This is a genomic window from Streptomyces sp. NPDC036822, from assembly GCF_055609145.1.
In genome coordinates this window covers 69,638-93,546 of the sequence record NZ_JBVJPY010000019.1, presented here as the reverse complement: position 1 = coordinate 93,546, position 23,909 = coordinate 69,638, and the positions used below count along the sequence as shown (strand labels likewise).

Annotated in this window: 15 protein-coding genes and 3 pseudogenes; 6 read left to right on the top strand and 12 right to left on the bottom strand. The window is 67.0% G+C overall.

Going from position 1 to position 23,909, the window contains the following annotated elements:
* Positions 1 to 15: 15 nt before the first annotated feature.
* The 3 genes from ACZ68P_RS30640 to ACZ68P_RS30630 all read right to left on the bottom strand — a co-directional run bounded on the left by ACZ68P_RS30640 (position 16) and on the right by ACZ68P_RS30630 (position 3,958).
* Positions 16 to 1,299, bottom strand: coding sequence for an MFS transporter (locus tag ACZ68P_RS30640; protein ID WP_471011904.1), 1,284 nt, complete (start codon positions 1,297 to 1,299; stop codon positions 16 to 18).
* Positions 1,300 to 1,530: 231 nt separating this feature from the next.
* Positions 1,531 to 3,072: a flavin-containing monooxygenase gene (locus ACZ68P_RS30635; RefSeq protein WP_471011902.1), complete on the bottom strand. Its 1,542-nt coding sequence runs from the start codon at positions 3,070 to 3,072 to the stop codon at positions 1,531 to 1,533.
* 28 nt (positions 3,073 to 3,100) lie between these two features.
* Entirely contained in the window at positions 3,101 to 3,958 is an 858-nt protein-coding gene (locus tag ACZ68P_RS30630; RefSeq protein ID WP_471011899.1) for an alpha/beta fold hydrolase, read from the bottom strand.
* 318 nt (positions 3,959 to 4,276) lie between these two features.
* Between ACZ68P_RS30630 and ACZ68P_RS30625 the strand changes: the two genes are divergently transcribed.
* A complete protein-coding gene (locus ACZ68P_RS30625; RefSeq protein ID WP_471011898.1) occupies positions 4,277 to 5,092 on the top strand; it encodes an IclR family transcriptional regulator in 816 nt (271 codons plus the stop codon).
* 75 nt (positions 5,093 to 5,167) lie between these two features.
* Positions 5,168 to 5,344: pseudogene (locus ACZ68P_RS30620) on the top strand (transposase); the annotation flags it as partial.
* Between the two features lie 507 nt (positions 5,345 to 5,851).
* On the opposite strand, the gene ACZ68P_RS30615 reads toward ACZ68P_RS30620, so the two are convergent.
* Entirely contained in the window at positions 5,852 to 6,541 is a 690-nt protein-coding gene (locus tag ACZ68P_RS30615; protein WP_471011896.1) for a hypothetical protein, read from the bottom strand.
* A gap of 466 nt (positions 6,542 to 7,007) precedes the next feature.
* Here ACZ68P_RS30615 and ACZ68P_RS30610 point away from each other — a divergent pair.
* The 3 genes and pseudogenes from ACZ68P_RS30610 to ACZ68P_RS30600 all read left to right on the top strand — a co-directional run bounded on the left by ACZ68P_RS30610 (position 7,008) and on the right by ACZ68P_RS30600 (position 10,568).
* Positions 7,008 to 8,232, top strand: a pseudogene (locus tag ACZ68P_RS30610) (IS701 family transposase).
* Positions 8,233 to 8,589: 357 nt separating this feature from the next.
* A pseudogene (locus ACZ68P_RS30605) lies at positions 8,590 to 9,731 on the top strand (IS701 family transposase).
* Positions 9,732 to 10,178: 447 nt separating this feature from the next.
* Positions 10,179 to 10,568 carry a hypothetical protein gene (locus tag ACZ68P_RS30600; protein WP_471011895.1) on the top strand — a complete coding sequence of 130 codons (390 nt, stop codon included), beginning with the start codon at positions 10,179 to 10,181 and terminating at the stop codon, positions 10,566 to 10,568.
* A 54-nt stretch (positions 10,569 to 10,622) separates the two neighbouring features.
* Here the strand turns inward: ACZ68P_RS30600 and ACZ68P_RS30595 are convergent, their stop codons facing one another.
* From ACZ68P_RS30595 to ACZ68P_RS30585, 3 genes are all read right to left on the bottom strand, one after another.
* The gene (locus ACZ68P_RS30595) at positions 10,623 to 12,086 is read right to left on the bottom strand and encodes an MFS transporter (protein WP_471011893.1); all 1,464 of its coding nucleotides are present in this window, start codon (positions 12,084 to 12,086) and stop codon (positions 10,623 to 10,625) included.
* Between the two features lie 253 nt (positions 12,087 to 12,339).
* Positions 12,340 to 12,834, bottom strand: a complete 495-nt coding sequence (locus ACZ68P_RS30590; protein WP_471011892.1) for an ATP-binding protein — start codon at positions 12,832 to 12,834, stop codon at positions 12,340 to 12,342.
* A 206-nt stretch (positions 12,835 to 13,040) separates the two neighbouring features.
* Positions 13,041 to 14,033, bottom strand: a complete 993-nt coding sequence (locus ACZ68P_RS30585; RefSeq protein ID WP_471011891.1) for a hypothetical protein — start codon at positions 14,031 to 14,033, stop codon at positions 13,041 to 13,043.
* Positions 14,034 to 14,861: 828 nt separating this feature from the next.
* On the opposite strand from ACZ68P_RS30585, the gene ACZ68P_RS30580 reads away from it, so the two are divergent.
* Positions 14,862 to 15,332, top strand: coding sequence for a hypothetical protein (locus ACZ68P_RS30580; protein ID WP_471011889.1), 471 nt, complete (start codon positions 14,862 to 14,864; stop codon positions 15,330 to 15,332).
* A 200-nt stretch (positions 15,333 to 15,532) separates the two neighbouring features.
* On the opposite strand, the gene ACZ68P_RS30575 is transcribed toward ACZ68P_RS30580, so the two are convergent.
* The 5 genes from ACZ68P_RS30575 to ACZ68P_RS30555 form a co-directional block, all read right to left on the bottom strand.
* Complete coding sequence (locus tag ACZ68P_RS30575; RefSeq protein WP_471011887.1) at positions 15,533 to 17,581, bottom strand: FUSC family protein; 2,049 nt, start codon at positions 17,579 to 17,581, stop codon at positions 15,533 to 15,535.
* 101 nt (positions 17,582 to 17,682) lie between these two features.
* Positions 17,683 to 18,114 carry a YbhB/YbcL family Raf kinase inhibitor-like protein gene (locus tag ACZ68P_RS30570; protein ID WP_471011942.1) on the bottom strand — a complete coding sequence of 144 codons (432 nt, stop codon included), beginning with the start codon at positions 18,112 to 18,114 and terminating at the stop codon, positions 17,683 to 17,685.
* A 176-nt stretch (positions 18,115 to 18,290) separates the two neighbouring features.
* Positions 18,291 to 19,649, bottom strand: a complete 1,359-nt coding sequence (locus ACZ68P_RS30565; RefSeq protein ID WP_471011885.1) for a globin domain-containing protein — start codon at positions 19,647 to 19,649, stop codon at positions 18,291 to 18,293.
* Between the two features lie 316 nt (positions 19,650 to 19,965).
* Positions 19,966 to 21,144: a D-alanyl-D-alanine carboxypeptidase family protein gene (locus ACZ68P_RS30560; protein ID WP_471011882.1), complete on the bottom strand. Its 1,179-nt coding sequence runs from the start codon at positions 21,142 to 21,144 to the stop codon at positions 19,966 to 19,968.
* A 355-nt stretch (positions 21,145 to 21,499) separates the two neighbouring features.
* Positions 21,500 to 23,674, bottom strand: a complete 2,175-nt coding sequence (locus tag ACZ68P_RS30555) for a hypothetical protein (protein ID WP_471011879.1) — start codon at positions 23,672 to 23,674, stop codon at positions 21,500 to 21,502.
* Positions 23,675 to 23,909 lie beyond the last annotated feature (235 nt).

The following is a 23,909-nucleotide window of genomic DNA, read 5'->3' as shown; positions in this document are numbered from 1 at the left end:
GGATACGCCGCCGTCCTAAGGATCGCTGGCGAGCAGGCGTTCGCGTTCCCGGTGGACCGTGCGCTTGCGCAGGCGGAGGATCTGGGTGACGCCGAGCGCCTGAAGGAGGAAGACCGACGAGAAAGCGATCTGGTAGTCGCCGCCGGTCGCGTCGTGCAGCAGGCCCACAGCGAGCAGAGCGATCGTGGAAGCGACGGAACCGCTCATGTTGACGATGCCTGAGGCTGTGCCCTGGCGCTCGGGCGGATTGGCGGGGCTGGCGAAGTCGAAGCCAATCATCGAGGCCGGGGCGCAGGCGCCGAGGACGGTGCACAGGGTGATCAGCACCCATAGGGGCGCATGGTCCCCAAGGTGATGCACAGACACCGCCCATAGCAGGGCGCTTGCACCGATGGTGGCGAGGGCGAGCGGTGTGCGGGCGCAGGGGTGGCGGGCGATGATCTGCCCGTAGACGAGGCCAAGGACCATGTTGGAGGCGATCACCAAGGTCATCAGCACGGCGGCGGTTTCGCGGCTGAGGTGCTGCGCCTCCACGAGGAAGGGCATGCCCCACAGCAGCAAGAAGACCACCGAGGGGAACTGGGTGGTGAAATGCACCCACGCCCCGAGCCGGGTGCCGGGCTCGCGCCATGAGTGGGCGATCTGGCACCGCAGGCGAGCCGCGGCCGCACCATGAACGAGGGGCGGTTCGCGGCCCTCAGGGTGGTCTTTGAGGAAGAGGACGAGCAGGAGCAGGACGAGGGGTCCCGCGGCCACGCTGCCGGCGAAGGCGGCCGTCCACCCCATTCCGTGCAGCACGCGCGAGAGTACAAGGGTGGAGACGAAGTTGCCGGCCATCCCGCAGAGCGAGGTGACCTGGGCCACTAGGGGGCCCTTGCGGGCCGGGAACCAGTGGGCACCGAGCCTGAGCACGCTGATGAAGGTCATGGCGTCGCCGCAGCCGAGCAACGCACGAGAGATGAGGGCCATGCCATACGACGACGACAGCGCGAAGCCGAGCTGCCCGGTGGTGAAGAGCAGAACGCCGCTGGTCAGCACCCTCTTGGTGCCGAGGCGGTCGACGAGCAGCCCCACGGGAATCTGCATGGCCGCATAGACGAGGAGCTGAAGGATGGAGAAGGTGGATAGGGCGCTGGCGTTGACGCCGAAGCGGTCGGCGGCATCGATTCCGGCGACGCCGAGTGAGGTCCGGAAGATGACGGCGACAAAATAGACGGCGACGCCGACGCCCCACACCAGGGCGGCGCGCCGGCCGCCGGGAGGGTCTGCGGGCAGTTTCCGGGAGCATGGATCGCTCACTGGTCCTCGCCCCGGGTGCGATCCTTGTGCCCAAGCGGCGCGCGGCGCGCGCCGGGCCGCTCCGAGTTGACCTTCCCGTCTGCGACGCGGTCGAGGATTTGCTCGTGGTGCCGGTGGTCGCATTTTCCCTGGTCCGGTGTCGGTGCGGCCGGCCCGGCCGGTCGGGAGGCGGAGCGCCGGCTCTCCGGGTGCTTCATAGGACAAGGGGGGGTTTACGCGGCGGGTAGTACGTCACGGAGCGTTGCCCGGCTGCAGGTAAGGGGCCGGGTCGAATGTGCCGTTGCGGTGGCGAAACTCGTCGGCGAAGTCCGGCCAGAGCAGTGTCAACCGCCCGCTTCGCGGGTCGGTGTAGTAAGTCTCGCAACCGTTGGAGTACCAGACCGTGCCCGTGCTGCGTTGGTCGAGCTCACGGGTGTATTGCTCTTGGGCCTGGGCGGATACCTCCACGATGTGGCCAGCGTGGGTGCGGCTCCATTCCAGGGCGCCGAGAAGGTACTCGATCTGGGCCTCGACGACATGGACGATCGAGTTGTTTCCGAGGCCGCCGTTGGGCCCGCCGATGAGGAAGAGGTTCGGGAACCCGGCGACTGTGGTGGAGGCATAGGCCTCCATGCCGAGCGTCCAGTGCTCCGCAAGTGAGGTTCCCTCTCCGTTGTGGACTAGGTGGGCGTATGGCGGTTCGGTCGTCTCGAATCCAGTGCACAGCACGATGACGTCCACAGCGTGACGGGTGCCTGATGCCGCGACGGCTTTACCCTCTTCCACGCGGGCGAGGGCGGACGGCTCCAGCCGGACGTGGTCGCGGATCAGGGTGGGGTAGTACGTGTCCGAGACGAGGATGCGCTTGCAACCCAGTTCGTAGTCGGGGGTGAGCGCGGCCCGCAGATCCGGGTCGTTGATGTGCCGTTCGAGATGAGAGCGGGCGATGGCTTTGGCCTCGGCGAGTTGGTGCGGTGCTAACCGGCGGGCCCCGTATCCGGCTTCCAAGTACCAGAAGACCTCCGCGCGATGTGCAGGTATGGCGTCGGGGTCCCGGCGAAATTGCCCCTTCTCGATTTCGGTGAGAGGACGGTCGAGGCGGGGCACGACGTAGGGAGCACTGCGCTGGAAGACGACGACCTCGGCGGCGGCCTCGGCGACCTCGGGGATGACCTGCGCCGCGCTCGCTCCGGAGCCGACCACGGCGACGCGCCGCCCGGCCAGGCGGGTCGTGTGGTCCCAGTCGGCGGAATGGAAAACCGGGCCATTGAAGCCGTCCAGGCCGGGGATGTCAGGGAGGAGCCAGTCGCTGAACTGCCCCGTTCCGGTGATGAGGAAACGGCCGGTGAAGGTGCCGCGCGTGGTGGTGACCACCCACTGTCGATGGGCGACGTCCCAGCGAGCTTGGGTGACCTCGGCGCCGAAGCGGATGTGAGGCCAAAGGCCCTCCTCTCGGGCGATGTCCCGCAGGTACGCGTGGATCTCGGCCCCCGGGGCGAATAGGCGCGACCAGTTGGGGTTGGGCCGGAAGGAGAAGGAGTACAGATGGGAGGGGACGTCGCAGGCGACTCCGGGGTAGGTGTTGTCGCGCCAGGTACCGCCAACGTCGTCGGCGCGTTCCAAGATGACGAAGGAGTGCTGGCCCTGGCGCTTGAGGCGAGTAGCGGTGCCCAATCCGGCGAAGCCGGTCCCGATGACCAGCACGTCGGCCTGTTGAGCGACCTCATCCCTGTCCGACCGGGCCGCAGGTCTGGGCGGGTGCTTGGTCGTAGTGGCAGCGTCGGCAGCGTTCATGGCGTCTCTCCATGCGTCACTTCGGATGTCAGACGTGGGTCTCGGGGATGAGCGATCCGCTCGGGAAGCGGCCTGGGTCGCCGTTGAACCGATCGATGAGTTGAACGAGTTGGGCCGGGCGTTCGAAGACGACGGCGTGGCCTGAGGCGATCTCGGTATAGCAGGCGTCCCGGATCGACCCGAACAATGCCTTGCTGTGCCTGACGGGTGTCATCTGGTCGTGCGTACATCCGATCACCAGGGTGGTAGCGCGCACCCGTGCAAGGAGGTGCCTGATGTCGACCGACTCGTTCAATGCCATCTGCAGGTCCAAGAATGCCCCGGGGCCGCCGGGCGCCAGCAGCGGCGCGACCTGCTCCAGGTCCGTGTGGGCGAGAAGCAGGTCCCGCTGGGCGAGGAATGGGCCGCCGAGCGCGCAGAACTCCATATAAGAGGTCAGGGCTGCGGAGCCCTCCGCGCGCAGTCGGCGCCAGACTTCGCTGCGTAGCTTTTGCTGCGGGTCGGTCTTGGCCCAGCCCGCGATCGTGACCAGTCGGCAGACCAGGTCTGGCTGGTGTGCGGCCAGCGCCGTTGCTACGACCGCTCCGAGGCAGTAGCCGACGAGCGTAACCGACTCTCCGGGCAACACAGCGCGGCATACCTCGGCGACCTGCCGTTCCAGGTGGTCGAGACGGAGATGGCCGGCTGCCCGGGTCGGCGGGGAGAAGTCGAGGCTGACCACGCGTTGACGGGAAGCCAGCAGGGGGAGCACGAAGCGGTAGTCGCGTTCCGCGCTCCCTCCGGTGCCGTGGACGAGAACGATCGGCGGACGCCATGGTCCTTGGGCGTCGCCCTCTGCCTGGGGACCGGTGTCGATATACCGGACCGGTGCCCCGTCAGCGCTCACGGTCCCCGTGATGTGGTTGGACGACTCCCGGAAGGCAGGGGGGGCTGTCATGTCTCTCCCGCGGCTGAGGTGGCAGGAAGCGAAGGCGAGTCCACGAGGTCTGGCGAGCAAGCCCAAGGCGTTGGGCAAACCAACCTTGCGGTGAACCGATCGGAGTGGCTGCTTTGCAGCCTGTTCACCGTAGATGACACGTCGCGTCTGCCCGTATCGTCAACAGAGTCACCCGGTAGGCGCTCGTCCGTACAAGTTTTTCCGCCTCAAAGTCCGCTCAACGAAATTGCTGGCCTACATCGCTACCATGGCCGTCGAGGAGAAGACATGGCACAAGGAACGGAGAACCGGCTCCTCGATTCGCCGCGTCCAAGCGGCGGCGCGAGCGTGACGGAGAAGGTAGCCGCTCTCCTAATGGCGCTCACCCGTGAGGGAGTCGGCGGTCGGCGGCTGCTGGACCTGGCGCGGGAGGCCAATGTCTCTCGGCCGACGGCCCACCGCATCCTCGGCGAACTTACCGCATCCGGCCTGGTGGAGCAGCGACCCGGACGGCGCTACGGCCTCGGCCCGGCGACGTACGTGCTCGGTTTCAGCGCCCCTTCCCCGGTCCGGAACGTGAACGCCCTACGACATGTGGCTCTGCAACTTGCGCGGCGCACCGGCTACACCGTGTACGTCGCGATCCGGCGGCTGGACGGGGTGCGCTACCTGTTGCGCGCCGACGGCTCCCATCCGATCCGCCACTATGTCGTCGACGTGGGTCAGACGGTACCGCTTGGCTGCACCTACGCGGGTATCGCCTTGATGGCCTGGCACGAGCCGGACGCGGTGGAGGCTCAGCTCAAGGCCAATTTCACCCTGCAACGACTGATGCGTGCCCCGACGGCGCCGCTAGAGGAGACGCTCACCGTGGTACGCCGCCAACTCGTCCAGGTCCGCGAGTACGGCTACTGCTTTGGCCACGGCACTGTGGTTCCCGGTGTCTCCAGCATGGCCGCACCGGTTCCGTCGAGCAGCGGCGAGCAGCCCCTGCTGGCGGTCACCGTCTCCGCCGTCAGTGCCCGGCTGACAGCCTCGTGCGCTGACCGGTTGGCGCCGCTCCTCCTGGACGCCGCAGCAGACATGTCGGCCGAAATGGACTAAGAGGGCATCCGATCTAGGTAGGTGGTATTCGGGATGTTCTTGTGACTGTGGGCCATAGTGCTCGTTGTCCGGGGCATGACCGCTCGACGGGCGTATCGCAGTGACGTCTCCGATGCCCGCTGGGCATTGATCGAGCCCGTGTTCGCCGCCTGGCGGGCGGCCCGCTTGGGGCCCGGGATGGCGGCGCGTGTTCACGACGTGAGAGAGATCGTGAACGCGATCCTCTACGTGATCCGCACCGGGATTCCGTGGTAGTACCTGCCGCACGGTGCGCCAGGACTCGCCGGGCCGCCATGCTCGTCGTGTAAAGGACGGCGGCCGGCTGCCGCCCGGCCATGCGCGCGCTGGCGGTGGCGTCGATGAGCCTGAAGCTCTCGTGGCATGGATGAGAGAGCATCAGTACAGCGCCAACAGCCTTGCCAGTGTGCTGAATTCGGGGCGGTAGGCTCTCACCGGGAAGCCCGGCACCTACGACGGCCGACATGTCCGGGAGTGGCGCGCCGGCCGGGCCAGGTGGCCCAATACGGCCACCAGGAAGGTCCTGACCAACCTCTCTGGAAAGTCGCCGGTCGCCTTCCGGTTCGTGCCACGGAGCCGAACCGGACCGGCAGCCGTACCGCAGGAGGACCCTATGCTTCGCCGCACCCTCGTCACGGGCGCCGTTTCCCTCGCTGTCGCTGCCGCCACTCCAGGTGCCCCGACCCGCAGAATCGGCATGAGCGATGTCGGACGCCTGCAAGAGAATTTCCGTACTGGGTCTCAGACCAGGCCCGCTGGTGCGGTCTCCGACGCACTTGCTGCGAAGTGCGCTTGGTTCTGTCGCATGACCTGCGCTCGCTCTCGGGCGTACACGGTTGTCTCGCTATAAGCCGTTACCTGAGCCTGCCCCCGAGCGTGCACGATTGTCTCGTCGTGAGCGGTCACCTGCACCTGCTCAAACGCGTGCACACTCGTCTCGTTATAGGCGGTCACATGCACCTGCTCATACGCGTATATCCTCGCCTCGTCGTGAGCGGTGACCTGAGCCTGCCCCCGGGTGTACACGGTCGTCTCGTTACGGGCGGTGATCTGAGCCTGCATGTAGGCGTACACTCTCGCCTTGTCGTGGGCGGTGACCTGAGCCTGCCCACGAGCGTGCACTGTCGTCTCGTCATCAGCGGTGACCTGCACCTGTCCTTCGGCGCGGACGCGGGCGGTACCCGAGGCGGTGATGTGGATGTTGCCGCGGGCGTGGATGATGCCTGCGGTCGCGTGGACTTTACTCAGGGCGATGATCGGGGCGTTATTTACCGGGGCCTGGGCAATGGTGAGGCCCTCAGCTTCGACCACAATGCACCGCGCGCCCGCAAGTTGCAGTGCCGCATCGAGCTCGGCCTGGGTCGTGACACTGACCCCGCCCCGGAACTGCCCGTAAAAGGTGGTATCCGCCTGAGCAACCAGGTTCTCCATCGGCAGACACTGGCCGATGTTCCTCCACAATTCCGCGGGTAGTTCCGGAAGATCATCCCTCCGGCCTGGGGCGGCGAAGTGTTCTTGCACAAGCGCTCCTTGAGCTTTGAACAGCGCTGAGGGGATACAAACGATCCGTGTGGTCCGGGACGCGAACTGACAGATACACCATCACATGCTTCACGCCCCGTTTAAATGACCTAAAGGTCGTTTAAACGGGCAAGGATTATCGAGCCCGCCACAGGCGTAGACGGCCGCCGCACCGCAATGAGGACCCGACTGATGACGGCTAGGAACTCAGACAGGCACTAGTACTCCAGCAGGACTTTGCTGTCTGACCTGCGGGTTTCGCCGGGCGGCGGGAGTGTAGCGGGACTTCGATCGTGCGGGGGCGGCCTCACGGGGACCGCCCCTCGATCGTGCGACAACGCCGCAGGTAGTGACAGCGGCGGGGCTACCTTCGAGGGTGATCACCGAGTACGCCGCCGCGCAGTGGGACCTCGAACTGGACGATCTCTTCCTGACCATCGGGCACCGCTTCGGCCGAGTCGAGCTCCGCCGCCGCATGCGTGACTACGTACGCGGGCTCCTCGCCCCAGTGGCCCGCAAGAACAGCTGGCAGCTGGCCGAACAGGCCGGCCACCGCACGCCCGACGGCCTGCAGCACCTCCTCGCCGGATCGAAGTGGGAGCCCGACGACATCCGCGACGACCTGCAGCGATACGTCGCCGACAAGCTCGGCGAGGCCAGCGGCATCCTGATCATTGACGACACCGGGTTCATCAAGAAGGGCACCACCTCAGCCGGGGTCCAGCGTCAGTACTTCCGGAACCGCCGGCCGGACCGAGAACTGCCAGATCGGCGTCTTCGCCGCCTACGCAACCGCCCGCGGCCGGGCTCTGGTCGACCGCGAGCTCTACCTGCCCAAGTCCTGGACCGAGGACCGGGAACGCTGCCGCACCGCAAGGGTCCCCGACGAGCGGGAGTTCGCCACCAAGGGTGAACTGGCCCGGCACATGGTGCTGCGGGCCCTCGCCTCGCCACTGCCCTTCGCCTGGGTCACTGCGGATTCCGCCTACGGAGGGGAGAGCCGATTCCGCCGGCTACTGGAACAGTCGGGCGTCGGCTACGTACTGGCCGTCCCCAAGTCCCAGTTCACCGTGGGCTGCCCACGCATCGACGGGGTGTTCGCGCAGGCCCCGGACGAAGCATGGGAGAAGATCTCGTGCGGCGACGGCGCGAAAGGGCCCCGCGTCTACCACTGGGCAGCGGTCCGGCTGCCGGCCGTCGCCGAGTTCGACTATCAGGGTGAGGTCCCTCACCGGATGAGGTGGGTACTGGCCCGGCGCAGCATCAGCAAGCCCGACGAGATCGCCTACTACCTCGCATACGCACCCCTTCAGGTCACCGTCCAGGAGCTGGTGCGGGTCGCCGGGGCACGCTGGGCGATCGAGGAGTGCTTCCAGGCCGCGAAGAACGAATGCGGCCTGGACCAGTACGAAGTCCGCCGTTACGTGGGCTGGTATCGGCACATCACTCTGGCCATGCTCGCGCACGCCTTCCTGGCCGCCACGGCACACCATCCCTGGGAAAAAGGGGCGGAACAGATGGGACCGCCGAGGCCATCGAGCTCACAGTGGCGGAGGTTCGGCGGCTCCTGGCAGCTTGTCGTGCCCGGCCCCCGCACCTGAGCGGACACCGCGGACTGCACCATGCGCTGAGCTGGTCGAACTGGCGACGCCGACGCCAGGCAGCCGCCCGCCGCTGTCACTACCTGCGGCGTTGTCGCACGATCGAGGGGCGGTCTCCGTGAGACCGCCCCCGCACGATCGAAGTCCCGCTACACTCCCGCCGCCCGGCGAAACCCGCAGGTCAGACAGCAAAGTCCTGCTGGAGTACTAAGGGACAGCGGTCGTGTACATCGGCAAGGCTGCGGGCCAGGACGGATTGAGTCGGCGGCTTGGCGACTACCGCCGCCACGCATCGGCCTGTCGGTCGGCCACTGGGGCGGTTGCTACATCTGGCAGCGGTTGGTCGTTGATCTGGTCATGGGTGGGGAACTGTCTGATACCCGGTCGTGGGTGGGTGAACTGAAGGCTCTGCACGAGCGGTTCGTGCACCGTTGCTCCCGGCCGGAGCTGCGTGAGTCGGCGCTGGCGTATATGCGGGGACTGATTGCTCCGCTGGAGCGGAAGAACGGCTGGACCTTGGCGGAGGAGGCCGGTCATGCGGGGCCGGACCGGCTCCACCGGCTGCTGAACCGGATCGACTGGGACGCCGACGAGGTCCTGGACGATGTGCGTCAGTACGTGGTCGAGCACCTCGGCGACCGAGACGCAGTACTGATCGTCGACGGCACCGGTTTCCTGAAGAAAGGAGACCGGTCAGCCGGGGTCCAGCGGCAGTACTCCGGCACGGCCGGGCGGACGGAGAACTGCCAAGTGGGAGTCTTCCTCGCCTATGCCACCGGCCGCGGCCGCACCCTGATCGACCGACGCCTCTACCTGCCGGCCTCCTGGACCGACGACCGCGAACGCTGCCGGCGGGCTGGCATCGGCGACGAGGTCGTCTTCGAGACGAAGACCGCGATGGCCCGGGCGATGGTCCGCCGGGCGATTGAGGAGAAGATCCCGTTCGGGTGGGTGACCGCGGACGACGGCTATGGCTACTCCAAGAGCTGGCGGACCGAGCTGGAGCGGGCGGACGTCTTCCATGTCATGGCCCCCACCCGGCACGACACCGTCGTCACGCGCTGGGCCCTCGACCATCCGGTCCACGACCTGTTCCATGACCTGCCGAGGCAAAAGTGGAAACGCCGCTCCTGCGGCAACGGCTCTCACGGACCACGCGTCTTCGACTGGTCCAGGGTGGAGGTCCGGCCCTGGCACTGGGTGATCGCCCGCCGCAGTGTCCGCCGCCCTGAGGAGATCTGCTACTACATCGCCTACTGCCCCGCCGACACCACACTCGACCAGCTGATCCACGTCGCCGGCAGCCGCTGGGCGGTCGAGGAGTGCTTCCAGACCGCAAAGCAGGAATGCGGCCTGGACGACTACCAGGTCCGCCGCTCCCCCGGCTGGCACCGCCACATCTCCCTGGCCATGGCCGCCCACGCCTGCCTCACCCTCCTGCGGGCCCGCGAACTCGACGCCAGCAAGCAGAAACGGATCCTCCGGCCTCGTCCCGCTGAGCCTTCCCGAACTCAGACGCCTGATCCACCGCCTCACCCACCGCCGCCCGGCATCTGTCGACCACATCGTGCACTGGTCGACCTGGCGACGCCGACGACAACACCAAGCCCGCCTCAGCCCCTACCGACAACAAGCCACAGGCCACCCGAACCTGCCCAACCATCAGGAAAATCACCGTTGCAGTACTAGGGACATTCCCGGGTCCGATCGGTTCTCGTCCGGCTGCTAATGGATACAGAAAGGGCTAAACGTATTCTATCGGTCATGGCGCTGAAGGGCAGCGTCTTCGGCCGAAGGGGCGGAGTTTCGCCTCCTGGGTTGCCTATACGGCCGGTAAGGCTTGGTCTGCCTGCGGACCACCGGCAATTGCCGGGCGCTCGGGCTGCGGCACCTCATGGACACGCCGCCATGGACTAGCTCCGCCCTCACCTCCGAGAGGACCTTCCGTGCCCCCATCCCCCGACCTCGTCCTCGACCTGGAACCCGTCGCCACCTATCGGGCTCGCCGTCATGTCGACGAACTCGTGACGGCCTTCCGCACAGGCGCCTGGAACCCGTCGCCCCTCGAGGCACACGTCGCCCAGCGGCTCCTCGCCTCGACCGCGGACGACGGCATGCTTACCTCCCGCCGGGTCCGGGCCGCTCTGCGAGAGGGGAGGACGGCCATGAGGTGCGGGAACAACGGGCTTTTCGCCCGCGTCCTCGGGGAGCTGCTGCTTGTTCTGGACGATCCCCAGCTGGTCGCCCTCGACGTGGTGGACGCGGCAGGCGAGCTGGTGGGAGCCGTGGCCTCGACCGCCCGTGGGGGCGCCGTTCTCCGTGACTTCTCTGCATAGCAACTGCGGACCGCCGTCTCACCTCTTCGTGAGGCGGCGACTCCCGCCAGGCATTCAGTTGTCGCTGTCGGCAGGCGGTGCCGGGCGCGCGCGGTGCAGGAGAAGGAAAACAACGACCGCGGCGATGAGGACGGCTGCCGCGCCCGTGACGAGAGCCAGATGCATGCCGGTGGTAAAGGCGTCGCGGGCCTGCTCCGTCAGTTCCTCCGAGCCGACCGCGGAGGCGGCCGCCAGGGAGGACCGGGCCGCTTCGGCAACGGGTGCGGGGAGCCCGCTCACATCAAGGTGGCTGCGGTAGACGGCGTCCAGCACGCTGCCGAGCACCGCGATGCCGAGCGCGCCGCCGAGTTCGCGCGAGAGGTCGTTTAGGGCGGAACCGACATTCTGGCGGGCGCGCGGGAGACGGTCGGTGATGGAGGCGGTGGCCGGCGTCATGGCCATCCCCATGCCAATGCCGAGGGGCACCAGACCGGCTGCGATCAGCCCGTAGCTACTGTCCGCGTCCAGCCCGGCCAGGACGACCAGTCCGACGGCTATCGCGAGGAGACCGACAGCCCAGGGCCCTCGACTGCCGAAGCGGGCTGTCACGCGGGGGGTCATACGGGCTGCGGGGATCATGAAGGCGGCCATGGGCAGGAGGCTGACCGCCGCCATCAGCGCGCTGTCTCGCCGGACGAGCTGCAAGTACTGCATCATCACGAAGATGAAGCCGTAGAAGGCGAAGAACTGCAGTGTGACCGAGAGCGAGCCAGCTGAGAGGCGCAGGCGCCGGAACAGCCGGGGGTCCAGCAGTGGGTAGGGCCGACGCAGCTCCCACAGAACGAATCCGGCGAGAATGACGATCCCGGCAGCGATTCCACCGAGGGTGCGGACGTTGTCCCACCCGTTGTTCGGGGCCTCGATGACCGAATAGACGAGTACGCCGAGACCCGCCACGGTTAGCACAGCGCCTGTGATGTCGATCGGATGGCGACCCGGCTCTGCGGATTCCGGCACCGCGACCAGGGTCCCGATCAGCGCGACCCCCGCGAGCAGCACATTCAGCCAGAAGACCGAGCGCCAGGACCACGCCTCCAGTACGGCTCCGGAGGCGAGCAGGCCCAGCACTGCGCTGCCACCCGCGACCGCCGCCCAGATGCTGACGGCTCGGGCCCGCTGCTCCTGGGGGAAGGTGCTGGTGATCGTCGACAGAGTCGCCGGCATCACGAAGGCCGCGGCGACGCCCAACAGAGCACGCAGGGCGATCAGCGTCGTGGCATCGCTGGTGAAAGTCGCGGCCAATGAGACACCGGCGAACAGGGCGAGGCCGCCGAGAAGGGCCTTGCGTCGCCCGAAGCGGTCACCTAGCGTGCCGGCGAAGAGCAGTAGCGACGCGAAGACGAGGCTGTAGGCATCGATGATCCACGAGAGCTCCGACTGCTTGGCATGGGTCTCGCGGGCGATGTCAGGAAGCGCCACGTTCAGTGAGGCCATCGCTGCCACGACAGTGGCAAGCGCCAGACAGGTGACCGACAGCACCGCACCGGGACGGATAGTGCGATCGGGTGCCCCTCCGCCTGACAGGACTTTCCGTTCGTACATGTCGGCTCCGAGGTCGGGTATGGGAACGCCTTCAGGCTCCCCCGCACGGGCCGCTGCGGCCATTCGACGCCCAGAGCCGTCTCGGTCAGGGGACGTACTTAGATCACCGTCTGTGAGAACTCCGCGGGCTGCGGACCGGTTGGCTCGCACGGCTGCTGACTCCGGATGGGTGGGAAGCCCCACCCGCCCGCTAGGCGGGGGCCAGGTCGGCCCAATGGTCGATCAGACCGTCTGCATCCAGGTCGGTACCGGCACCGTCGGTCAGGGCCGAGACGATCTCGGTGCCCCAGCCGTGCTCGTCCGCAGGCCTCTTGGCCGCCCAGCTGGCGGGACTCGCCTGCGTTCCGCCGTCGCTGACGTGTACCTGGACCCGGCCGGAGTCGTCGGCTGCGGCACTCATATGCAGAGCGACGGGAGGGAGGGCGTGGGTGACGGCGTTGGTGACCAGCTCCGAGATCACCAGCAGTGCGCTGGAGATCTGCTCCTCGTCCATACCCCAGGCCACCAGCACGGGGCGGGCCTGGCGCCGGGCGGCGGCCGGTGCCAGGGGGCCGTGCTCCAGAGGCAGCCCGAACTCCCTACGGCCGTCATCGGCAGCCCGCAGTGTCGGCCGTGCGTCGCCGTCGACACCACCACCAGTGCTCCCGGCGGGGCTGGCGGTAACGTGCTGATGAGTGGCGTACATGACGATCACTTCCGGGGGCTTGTAAGGAGAGCCGTTAAACCCATACAAGGCGAACCAGGCTTTTCGGACATCGGGGGGTTTCCCTAGGCTCCGTCCCTGCCCCCTAAGGCCGCCCTGTGCGGTGCCGATTACGCCATCACGTAGGTGCGGGCAGCCTGGGTCGGCGTCTCATGGAAGACGCGGTCGATCGATGCGCGCACGACACGTCATCGGCCCACACCGCGGAAACCCTCCGGGTGCGGAAGCGTCAGTGTGCTGCGGTCGATGCGGGCGAACACGCCGGACGCGTTCGTCTGGTTCGCGACATCGGACACGAGCAGGTTCAGGATTTCGACCGGAGTTCCCGTGACGCCGGCCCGCGTACCAAAGGAACGCAGCTTCTTGTACACGGCTTTGCGGCGGTACTGAAGCATCGCGGAAATCTCAGACACCGTCCCGCACCCCTGGGCAATGGCGCACAGAATTTCCAGGTCGGCCTCTGTGGAGCAGTAGGGGTGGCGCTGAGGGGAGGGCAGTTCAGTCCGGTCGACGTGAGTGAAGGCGCCTGACGCATTCGTGCCGTTCACGACGTCGGCCACGAGCATGCCGAGGATCTCGCCCGCGACTTTGACCTCTGACATCCCCGCCCGCTCACCCAGCCGCGACAGCCGGTTGGGGACGGACGTCACCCCGAGGGCGTTCGCCACATCGTTCATCGTGTGGTGGCCGCTACGAATGGCTCCGAGGATTTCGAGGTCACTCCTGGTGAGACCGGAGCCCGGCTGAGGCCGTACCGGCCTCGGAGCGGGCAGCTCGCTCTTGTCGACGCTGTTCCACACAGGTGAATACGTGGTTCCCTCGACGATGTCCTGCCAGATCTGATCGACGGCTGCTTTCGGTTTCCCGAGACCCGCCTTCCTGCAGAGATCAGAAACCCGAGATTCTACGGCTACGGGCACGAGGCCAAGGGCTCCGGCGATCTCCTCGTAGCCACGGCAGCCGTGGCTGATTGCCCCGAGTATCTGGAGTTCCCGCCGCGCGATTTTCACTCCTGGTTTCCGCCATCCTTGCGAAGAGGGGCTTTCCCGAGCTGCTATGGCGCTCTGCATACTGTCGTGAATTTTGTCGATGGGAGCGCCGCATGCTGCCAATGTGAGACAGCTTCCGGCCAGAGTGGTCGTGGCCGCCGTGTAAGCGAAGGCGGGGTTGTTGCCGTCCAACCAGTACACCTGAATCCCGACAGTCCCCCGTCAGACTCCAGGTCTCGAATGCCCCTTCAGTACCGTTTCCGCCGTGTATTTCTGAACCAGAACCCCTCCACAGCTGCCCCTTCACGCAGCCCGGAGGATCTCAGCCGGAACGCGAGGCCTGCCCAACTGGACAGTTCGTCCGGCACCCCTGTGCGAGAGCACAACGCCCTTGCGCAGCAGAGGTGTTCACCCTCCTCATGAGAGGAGATGGAACAGGTCGTCGAAGACCAGACGGAAGCTGATGCCTGTTGCGGAGAGCATGGCCCCCGGCCAGGTCTCGCTGCCCCGCTCTGCCGCCAAAACCCGCATGGTCTCATCACCCAGGGTGCGTCCTGCCCCGAAGGGGACCACCACCAGGTCAAAGAAGGCGGGGCGCATGTGGCGGGCCCGTGAGGGAGGAGGTTCGGGCGGCTCCATTCGTCCCGCCTCGCCAGATGTTCCGTGAAGGCCTGCTACACCTCGTCGCGGACGATTTCCGTCTCTTTCAAGCGGCTCCTACTCGCCGTCGAGTTCGGTAAGAGTCTCTGTGAATTCGGTGAACAGCGCGTAATTGCGGGGACCTGAAAAGTTATCCTTCTTTGCCATCATGACCTTCCCAAAGCAAAGCACCGCCCGGCTCTCGACGGCTTCGGGTGCGCTCAGCAGCGGGACAGTTTTTCCACCCATCGAGACAGGAGGTGTGCCGGAGACGCCAGGTCCGCCGGGATGATGGTGCGGGACCACCTTTTTGCCCTTCTGGGCGACGGAAGGGGCAGCCGCCGCGTCACTGCAGTGGGAATCCAAGGCGGGCCGTCGTGAATGTCCGGAAGTACGGCCGGAAGTTTGACCTTTTCCCGCACTGAAGCCAAGATGTCGAAGGTGAAGGGAAAACTATTTTCAAATGAAGAGCTCTATTATCTTCGCGAGAACGCTCAGTCCATCATGGAGAGAGCGCTCGGGAGGATGGGAGAGATCGACGCCAGAGACGGTCTAGAAATCCTGTGGGATCGCTTCGGTCAGCACTGCACGCAAGAGGCCGGCAGAGATACGGAAGTGCTGGATTTTCTCTGCTACTTTTTTGCCCGGACCGCAGGGTCCTGGATCAACGAAGGAGAACTGGATAATCCGCCACAGGCTCTTGGCGGCTACCTTATGGATCCCAGCGATTATCGCCTCAACCTGCTCCAATGGTCCTTCTGGAAGCATTTTGATGAATACGGGGGGAACCTGGCGTCCGAGTCAACACGCGAAGCACGCCTGACGCGGGGAGAGCCGCCGTCAGGAGCGTAAGGGACGGCGCGCTGTCCGGCTCGGACAAGGAGCATGCCGCGACCTCTATGCTGGCACCGCACCTGCTCCAGTCCGCGCTTGTCCACGTCGATACTTTGCTGGTGCAGAGCAGGTCCTGGCTGAGCGGACGTGGCAAAGAACCTTGGGCGATGGGGACTGGCGCGGGCTGGAGTGCTGCCTTCACTCGGACCGGGCTGCGCTCACCGCAAGGAGTGGGAGACCCGCGCGATGCAGGCTGCGATGTTTGTGAGGAGCGCGATGACGGGTTCGTTGTCACGGACCTCGCCGCGTGTCCGGGTGTCGTCGTTCTGATGTGTGGGCAACTCGTCGAAGCGCCGGGCGTGCAGCTGCGCGAGGTAGAGGCGCATGGCGTCGAGGGTGTCGGTCATGGCCTGCGTATGCGCGTCCTGCTCGTCGGGCTGTGATGCCGTCAGGGCTGCGCGGGCGTACATGCGGTAATCGGCAAGACCGGGGATGACCGCGGCGCGTGGTGTGGCGTGGACCGTGAGGACCCCGATGTCTTCTATGAGGGAGGCCAGCGCGGTGAGCGTAGTGGAGGCGTCCGCTAGCGCTTCGGTCGTACGGCCGGGTTCCCTGCTGGCGTGTTGCCGTGTGGCCCGAGCCTTGGCGAGGGCGTCTTCCGCCGAACGGCGGACACGGTCTGTGGAGGGTGCCTCGGGGTCGGAGAGTAGGTGCAGGGCAGCGTCCAGGTAGGTGGTGGCGGCGTGGGTTGCCTGGGCGGTGTGCTGGGTGAGGCGATCGTGGTCCCAGGCGGGCCACAGGAGGTAGCCGCCCAGGAGTGCGGCGGCGCTGCCGAGTACCGTCATGGCGATGCGTTCGAAGGCTGATACCCAGTCGTCCTTCTGTGCGACATCGCCGATCAGCAGCACCACTGGGGTGCCGAAGAACACCCAGAACGCGTAGTTGACGGGTCTAAGGGCGAACCCTGCGCTGATGATCGCAAAGAGGAGGACGGCGACAACCGCAGGGTCTTTGACGCCTGCGATGAGGAGTGCGGCACAGGTGCCGCCGATCAAGTTGCCGGCGATGCGTTGTCCGGCGCGTTCGAGGGTGGTGCCGTAGTGAGGACGCAGGACGCGCAGGACGGCCAGGGTTGCCCACTCGCCGTGCGGAAGGCCCGTCACCGTGACCAGGATGAAGACGGCGGCGCACACGGCCGTGACACGCAGGGCGTGGCGGTAGGTGGAGGAGCTGAGCGTCATCGCGGCGCGCAGTCGCGCTGCGTCGAAGCCGATCTTGCGCGGTGGGGGAGGAAGAAGGTGGGTGGAAGCGGTTGCTGCCAGAGCACCGGCTTGCCGGCGCGCGATGAGGGCAGCGCTGTGGATGCGTTCCAGAAGCCGACGCTGACGCGCCGCTGTGGCGAGCAGCGGGTACGGTTCCTGGCCGAGGGCTGTCCGTGCACGCATGGCGTCGCAGGCGAGTACAAGATCCGTCAGCATCTGGGTCGTATCCGGCGCTGTGGCCGCGTGGCCCGGACGGGTTAGCAGGCGCGCGGTCTGGGAGAGGTGGCTTGCCAGTGCCTTGGCGGCGGCGGTGAACTGTCGGCGAATGGGGGGTGGCGGAGTGCCGGACTGGGCCAGTGCCGCAGTGAGGTCGGTCAGCAGCACGGCCTGGTGCAGCAGCGGATCGACCCCGGCCGCCAGGCCTTCATCGCCACCCGGGCCATGCAGCTTCAGAGCGGTCCGCTCTGCCCTGCGCAATGCGGGAACCATGCTCGCGCCGCCACCGTCGCGGCCTGAGCCGGAAGCAGTCCAGATGAGGCGGTGGCCGGCTTCCCGGTACGGTTCGGCTGCGGCGGCCAGGATGCTGCGCAGACGTGGGGCGGGGGTGAGCAGGCCGGTAGCGGCGGCGTACCAGAGGCCACCGCCCAGTACGAGAAGCGCTGCCTGTAACTCGCTGCCTGAGGAACCGGAGCTGCTCTGGCCAGCTCCGGCCAGGAGGGCGGTGGCCGGCATGGTGCTCAGTCGGGCCACCGTCCCGTGCACCGCCTCGCCCATGGCGGAGATGAATACCAGCACCACCAGCAGGGCAAGAGCGAGCGGGAGCAGCCCAGTAGACAGTTCCCCGGCCCAGAACGCGAACGCGTTGACGACACCCGCCGCAGCTAGCCCCGCCGTCCGCTGCCAGCGGGGACCACCCTTGTTGGTGAACGCGCCCACATATGCGCCCAGGCACGCCAGCGCCCCAGCCTCAGGCTCACCGGCCACCGCGCCCACCAGCAGGGGCAAGCCCACGGCCACCCCGTTGACCAGCCCCGCTCCGACCGCGGGCCTACTGCCCTCGGCCGGAGCAAACAATCCGGGCAGCCAGGCCCGGCCCCGCAGCCTTCTCAACACCGTTGGCAACGGCCCCTGAGGACCGCCTGCTCCGGAACATGACCCTGCCTGGCGTTTTCGAGCTCAGCACGCCCAGCGGAGGGCGGCAGTTCCAGTGCGGTGTCGATCGCGTAGAGGGTGAAGAAGTACTTGTGCGGACCGTGACCGGGCGGCGGTGCCAGACCGATCCAGGTGGTGGTACCCCTCGTGGTGCCCCCCTCCACGCCCAGCTCTTCGTCGGTTTCGGCAAGGCGGCGCTGGTCTGCGGGGATGTTCGATACCACCCAGTGGTTGAGGATCCCGTCCGAGCGCCTCCTTGACGCATTCGGATCGGGTGCCGCCCCCGCCGGTACCTCGTCGAATTCCAGTGGCATCCTGGGTTCTCTCCCGTCCACCGAGTGCTCAGCCGGAATGCAGCCACCGTCTTGGAACGACGACCTCGCCATCTTCATAGCGACATACTGGGCTATTCGTCCTTGCGTCTGCCCCTTGCCGCCCCCTGACACCCCGCCCCGACTGTCGCGGTCAATATTGGATCTACCTCGGCAGCGCCCGAAGGGTAGGGCGGCCGTGACGATTGAACCTATGACCGGATTTGGGGAGCGGGGGCAGTGGCGGTGCTTCAGCGGCATTCGGCGGCCGGCAGGAGTGACTCCAGCGGGTCATGGAAGATGTTCTCCGGACGAAGACCCTCGTCGCCCAGGATTTGAATTCCCTTCCGGACCATTCCCACCGGTCCGGAGACGTAGGCGTCGTACCCGTACCACGGTCCGAATTCCCGCACGGCATCGGCCATCTCTGACACATCGCCTACCACTGCTCGCACGTGCAACGGGGGGTACCTCTGCTTCAGACGCAGCAGCGCGTCCATCTCGTACAAGTCGTCACCGTTCCTCGCCCCGTAGAAGACCTCTACCGGCCGCTGCCCGCCCTGCCCGACCACGTCCTCCACGATCGCCTTGACAGGAGCAATTCCGGTCCCGCCACCGAGGCACAGCAAGCCGCTTTGCATCCTGTGGTCGACGACCATGGAGCCCTGAGGGGGCCCCAGCCGCAGCCAGTCCCCGGGGCGGGCTCGATGAACCAGGGCGTTCGAGACCCAGCCCGCCGGGCGGGCTCTGACATGGAACACCAGCAGATCATCGGCGCGCGGCGCCCCCGCGAAGGAGTAGTGGCGCCACACCCGCGGCCACCAGGGAGTCTCCATACTCGCGAACTGGCCGGGAATGTAGGGGTACGGCTGATCGGTGCGCACCATGATCTCCGCGACCTGCGGCGCTCTGATCTCGTGCGAGACCACTTGCGCCTGCCACCACGGCGGCGCTGTCCGTTCATCGACCGCGGCGGCGTCCGTCATGATGTCCGCGATGGCCTGGTACGTACGCGCCCACGCCGCTTCGGTCACGTCGTCCCACGTATCGGGTGCGTAGGAGGAGAGCGCGCCGATCAGGGCTTCGCCGACGGCGGGGTAGTGCTCCGGCAGGGTGCCGTACTTGCGATGTCCCCGCCCGAGGTCCTGGAGGTAGCTGGTCAGCCGGGTGGGGCTCTCCATCAGGTCGGCGGCCGTGAGCAGGGCTTTGAGGAGGCGATCGCGCTGAGCGTCCATGGCGGGCGGGAAGAGTGCCCGGAGGTGAGGGTGCCGGACAAACAACAGGGCGTAGAAGTGCGAGGTCACCTTGTCGGCGACTGGCGCGATCTCCCCCAGCGTTCGCTGCACGAGGAAGGAATCCGAGGGGGGCCGGAGAGTGACTCGATCGGATCCCGAATCCCCGATGGGCATGTGTGCTGGGGAAGCAGCGCTCGGCACGGACGGGAGGGAATTTCGCCCCTGCCCCTCGCCCCCTTCCGCGGCCTCGAACACCTCGACCGTCCGGGCCTGCCGAGCTCCGGGGTCGACTTCGCCGAGCTTTCTCTTCGGGGTGAACCAGCCTCGTGAGGGGGCGGATGCCTCCGCATTAACGTACGAGGTCGGCTCATCCATGTCATCACCTGCAGTTGCTCGCTCTCATTGCATCGCTCGTCCGAAGCGCTTCACCCGGCAGTGGCATCTGGTACCGCCTGGGATTCCGGAGGACAGCGGCCGGCAACGAGAGGGACCGAGCCGCCGCTCCAGAGTGGAGCGGCACGCCAGGGAGATGCCAGCAATTCGTCCCGATACGGGGGCAGATCCCGTCGCCCGTTCGGGAACAGGTGCGGGGCGGCGGGGGTGAGTTCCGTGCTCGGGGCAGACTGGTCCACCCGTCGGTGCCCGTCCGGCGGCCTTCATGACGATGCCGTTCGGCGGCGTCGCATCCGGCTCACCCGATCCGGGTGAGCCGGCCGATGAGGGACGGAGTGGTGAGGTCCTTCTGCAGTGCGACGGGAACCTCCACACCGTCGCTGCTCGTACCGACGGACAACGTGCCTACCACGGTTCCGGATGCGGCGGCGCGTGGGAGCTGCCGGCCGCCTTCGGTGAGGGTGATTCTCGTGGTCCTCGACGGCCATCCGATTACCTGGACGTCCTTCGTGGCGACGAGCGGGACTCGTTCGCCGAGGCCGTTCTCGAGGTATGCCACGACTTCACCCGAGCGCGCGAGAGAGCGGCTCTCCAGTGTGTCCCGCGTCGCCAGCATGAGTCTCTTGCTCGCGGCAAGTACGGTGTCGATGATGGGTGCGCGGTGCTGCCCGAGCACGGCGCCGACGATCAGCTGGTCGGTGTCACCGATCCGCTTCTCGGCGGCCCACAGCAGGTTGCCGCCCGCTCTGGTGGTGGTCCCGGTCTTGATGCCCAGGGCGCCGTTGTACGGAACGAGCCGGTTCCAGTTGGTCCATGTCCGGCCGGAGGGATCCTCCCAGCTGGGCAGTCTGGTGATGTCGAGCAGTCGATCGACCTGAACGATCTTCAGGCCCAGCTTGACCTGGTCCTCGGCGGTGCTGACGGTGGTCGCGTCCAGGCCTGAGGGGTCCGTGTAGGTCGTGTTCGACATGCCCAGTTCTTCGGCGGTCCGGTTCATCTTGTCGACGAACTTGTCCAGGGAGCCGGAGTCCCAGCGCGCGAGGAGCCGGGCGATGTTGTTGGCCGACGGGATCATGAGGGCGGCGATCGCGTCGTACTGGGAGATCCGGTCGCCTTCTCGGACCGTGTTGAGCGTACTTTCGTTGTTCGACCTGTCTCGCTGTCCCTCGACCGCGGCGGTCCTGTCGATCCCGATCAGCGGGCCCTTTTTCCCCTCTTCGAGGGGGTGGTCACGCATGATGATGTAGGCCGTCATCGCCTTCGCGACACTCGCGATGGGAACGGGTTTTTGCTCGCCCGACCGGCCGATGGCACCGGCCCCGACGGCCGTCACGGATGCTTGTCCTTCCTCGGGCCATGGCAGGGACGGCTTCTCGCCCGCGAACGTGTGTCTCACCGGTGTGGCGAGGACGAGATGCGGGTCGGGCAGTGGACGGATGAGCTGCACGCAGGCGAGGAGTCCGGTGATCAGCACCACGAGCGGGAAGCAGCTGATGGCCGGTCGCGGAGCGGACGGTCGGGCGTGACGCGATGATCTCGGGTTCCTGTGCTCACCGCGCCGTCGCGTGCTCATAGGCGTCTTTCGTCACTGAGCAGGCGGAAGGGCAGGGGAGACATGAAGCCAGGAGAATTCAGGCTGCCCGCGAGGCTCCATCCCTCGCGGGCGTCCATCGGGGAATCTGTGCCGCCCTATCGGGAAGACGCCGGGTAGTAGTCGTGACCGGCTTCCGGTCGTGACCCCCTCGCCGGGGCGTCTTGGAGCGCGGTTCGGCTCGGCGGCACCGCGCTCCGCGACGGGCGGCTACCCCCGGCCAGCGGCCGCCCTCAGCCCGTCAGCGGCCATGAGCGAGGATGTACGTCCGTCCGCCCGGCAGCGCGGTGATGCCCACGCCGGATGCCGCCAGGGGACGGCCCCATGCGCGCTCCAGCGGCTCGAACGGCGCCCAGTCCCGGCCCGCGGGCCGCACGGAGTGCCAGGCGTTGCCGTCCATGCCGACGGCGGCGATCTGGGCGGACCCGTCCGGCAGTGTGGTGATCGAGACCGCCCAGCCCCGCATGGGGTCGTTCGGCCTCCACTGCGGATTGGTCCAGGCGGAGTTGATCCCGCCGCGCGTCTGGGTCATGAGCCAGACCTTGTTGTCCAGACCGATCGCGGCGATCTGGACCGCGTGGTCGGCCGCCGCGCTGAGGGCGAGATCGAACCCTGCGAAGGTCGGCCAGCCGCCTACGCCGGGAACGGTCGTCCAGCCTCTGCCGTCCCACAGGCCGTCCGCCCGTCGTCCGGTCAGTTGCATCGGTCCGTTCTGGTCGGACGCGAGCACCTTGATGGAACTGTCGGGCAGCCCGGCGACAGCCACATCCCCGGCCTTGAAGACCCGCTGGTCGTTGCCCGCGACGCCGGTCCAGCCCTGTGGCTGCCAGGTGCCGTCCGGACGGCGCAGGGTATGGACCAGGTTCCCGCTGCTGTCGACGGCCACGGCGTGCATCGTCCCGTCGGGTGTACTCGTGATCGCGAGCGGTCCACCGTTGAAGCCCTTGTCCACGGAGTCGCTGTTGACCCGCCTCCAGCCCTGCCAGGTGCCGTCGGCGAGTCGGATGGTGTGATACATCAGACGGTCGAGTCCGTACGCGAGGAACTGGAGTGATCCGTCCGGCATGGCGGTCACGGCCCGCTCGCCGCCGGCGAACTCGGGTGAACCGTAGGCCCCGGGCAGCGCCTGCGCGGCCGGCCAGCCCCCGTCGGCCCGATGCTCGGTGCCCATCAGAGTCCCGGGTGCCGTCGTCGGGGTGTTGTTGGCGATGATCGCCCGGCTCACGTCCCCGCGGTTGATGACCGAGCCGTCGGCTCGTTTCCCGGCCATGTCGACGTAGTCGATCTGCACGACGTTCGTGTTGTCCGCGATGGACGAGTGGCGCCAGTCGCCCTCCAGTCTCGCGAGCAGCCTGATGTTGTGCTCGCGAGCCAGATGGAGCATGTACGGCCTGCCGTGGGGCTTGTAGTTCATGCCGCTGAGGACGACGTCCTGCACAGCGCCGGGAATGGCGAGAGTGGAGTCGACGGCTCCCGACAGCACGAACACCTTGCTCGGATCCCCGTTGTCGGTGGAGAGCACCTCGTGCATGCGCGTGATGGCCGTCCCGCTGATCTTGTCGATGGTGGGGTTCCGCAGGGGGTTCTTGAGGGCTTCGAGAACGAGCCCGCCCCAGTCCTTGTTTTCGACGTAGCTGTTCCGGCCCTCTATCCAGCTTCCTGGCCATACCCAGGGTTCACTCGAGGACGATTTGGTGTCGATCAGGACGACGTTGGCCCTCGCCGCCATGAACTGGCTGTAGGTAGATGTCGGCGACAGTCGGTGCCTGTCGGCGATGCGCGCGGTGCCGATCGCCTCTCCCAGCCGCCTGACCGCTTCGGTGTTCGCTCCCGCGTCTTCCTGGGGAGCGGACGTCCTCAGCTCGATCGTGACGATCTCGGTCGGATGGCTGCGGATCCACTCCGCGATCTCGTTGATCTCGCCCTTGCGGCCGGTGGCCGGATCGTCGAAGAAGAGACCGCCCAGGGGGCCTCCATGGTAGGTGTACCACGCACCGTTCTGCTTGCACACGCGGAGGTCCAGATACCGGGAGCCGTTGTCGAGCTGCTCCTTGATGGAGGACATCTGGGTGATCGAGATCGCCGCCGCGAGTTGCGGATGATCCTTCGCCAGCTTCGCGTTCGACGCGGTGTCGCAGACACCTGACGTGTCCGTGATGCTCCAGGATCCCGCATCGTGGCTGCCCGGCATGACGATCTTGTTGAGTGGCCGGTCTCCGATCACGTTCCGGGTCTGGTCCATCCATCGAGGAAGATCGACACCGGCCGGATCGATCGCGCTCAGAACAGAAGCGGCCGCGGGGGCCGCCGCCGCGGTCGCCGGACCCGGCAGGCCGGCCAGAGCCGCGAGGGCGGTGACGGGTGCCCACGCGAGGATCACCGGCCTACGGCAGCGGAGCGAGTCGTGAAGAGCCATGCGGGTTCCATTCGCTAGGTCGTGTGATCGGTTACTGATACTGATCGGTAACCAGTTCCCTGACCGTGAACCTAGTGCACGTCCACACGCTGCGGAACTCCTCAACAGGCCTTGAAAATAAGGGATTTGAGCCTGCTTCGCTCCTGTCCCGGACGCATGTCGGCGATCCCGGACCTCCTTGTCCGAGGTCCGGGATCGCCGGGTACTGCGGTGGTCTCGTCACATGACCACGCGG

What these genes read in the sequence shown, in the direction of transcription:
- ACZ68P_RS30635 (WP_471011902.1), bottom strand. Translation starts at nt 3,072, where the DNA reads ATGAACGCTGCCGACGCTGCCACTACGACCAAGCACCCGCCCAGACCT.
- ACZ68P_RS30625 (WP_471011898.1), top strand. Translation starts at nt 4,277, where the DNA reads ATGGCACAAGGAACGGAGAACCGGCTCCTCGATTCGCCGCGTCCAAGC.
- ACZ68P_RS30615 (WP_471011896.1), bottom strand. Translation starts at nt 6,541, where the DNA reads ATGGAGAACCTGGTTGCTCAGGCGGATACCACCTTTTACGGGCAGTTC.
- ACZ68P_RS30590 (WP_471011892.1), bottom strand. Translation starts at nt 12,834, where the DNA reads ATGTACGCCACTCATCAGCACGTTACCGCCAGCCCCGCCGGGAGCACT.
- ACZ68P_RS30580 (WP_471011889.1), top strand. Translation starts at nt 14,862, where the DNA reads ATGTCCGGAAGTACGGCCGGAAGTTTGACCTTTTCCCGCACTGAAGCC.
- ACZ68P_RS30570 (WP_471011942.1), bottom strand. Translation starts at nt 18,114, where the DNA reads ATGGCGAGGTCGTCGTTCCAAGACGGTGGCTGCATTCCGGCTGAGCAC.
- ACZ68P_RS30565 (WP_471011885.1), bottom strand. Translation starts at nt 19,649, where the DNA reads ATGGATGAGCCGACCTCGTACGTTAATGCGGAGGCATCCGCCCCCTCA.
- ACZ68P_RS30555 (WP_471011879.1), bottom strand. Translation starts at nt 23,674, where the DNA reads ATGGCTCTTCACGACTCGCTCCGCTGCCGTAGGCCGGTGATCCTCGCG.